This is a genomic window from Photobacterium damselae (assembly GCF_003026815.1).
Taxonomy (GTDB): Bacteria; Pseudomonadota; Gammaproteobacteria; order Enterobacterales; family Vibrionaceae; genus Photobacterium; species Photobacterium damselae.
On record NZ_PYOG01000095.1, the window covers coordinates 1 to 1,098 of the forward strand.

The following is a 1,098-nucleotide window of genomic DNA, read 5'->3' on the forward strand; positions in this document are numbered from 1 at the left end:
TGTAGTGGTACATTAAATTTGGCCACCTACTCAGAGGTGATATCATCACCTCTTAACATGAATAGGTGACATCATGACAAAACGAACAAGACGATTATTTAGTGCTGAATTTAAATTAGAAGCGGCACAATTAGTTATCGACCAAAACTATTCAGTAATTGAAGCTGCTCAAGCTATGAATGTGGGTAAATCTACGATGGATAAGTGGGTTCGCCAGTTAAAAGAAGAACGCCAAGGTAAATCACCAAAAGCTTCACCGATGACGCCTGAACAGATCGAAATACGAGAATTAAAGAAAAAATTAGCTACTCTTGAAGAGCATAATGAAATATTAAAAAAAGCTACCGCTCTCTTGATGTCAGACTCATTGAACAATTCTCGTTAATCGAGAAACTCAGGAAGAGCCACAGCATAACAACATTATGCAACGTATTTGATGTTCATCGTAGTAGCTATAAATATTGGCAAAGACGCCCAAAAACTATTTCTGTTGAATTGATTAAACTGCGTAGTTTAATTAAAGAAGTACATGCTGCAAGCAATGGTTCTGCTGGAGCAAGAACCATTGCAGATATGGTTACTACTCAAGGTATTCCCTTGAGTAGGTATCGTGCATCCAAACAAATGAAAGCCCTTAATCTTGTTAGTTGCCAATCACCGAAGCATAGATACCGAAAAGCAAATCAAGAGCATATTGCAATTCCAAATCATCTGGATCGTCAATTTGCGGTTACATCACCAAATCAAGTTTGGGTTGGTGATGTGACTTATGTGTGGGCTGGGAATCGCTGGATGTATCTTGCTGTAGTTATCGATTTATTTTCGAGAAAACCTGTTGGTTGGGCAATGTCTCTATCACCTGATAGTCGATTAACAGGTAAGGCACTTATGATGGCCTATGAATCGCGACATAAACCCAAAGGGGTTATGTTTCATAGTGATCAAGGTAGTCATTATACCAGCAGTTACTACCGACAATTATTATGGCGATGCCAGATTAAACAAAGTTTATCTCGGCGAGGAAATTGTTGGGATAACGCACCTATGGAGCGTTTCTTTAGAAGTTTAAAAACAGAATGGGTACCAAATGTAGGTTAT

1 pseudogene is annotated in these 1,098 nt (G+C 38.6%); it reads left to right on the forward strand.

What is annotated here, in order from left to right:
• Window positions 1–73 precede the first annotated feature (73 nt).
• Window positions 74–1,098, forward strand: a pseudogene (locus CTN07_RS22440) (IS3 family transposase); the annotation flags it as partial.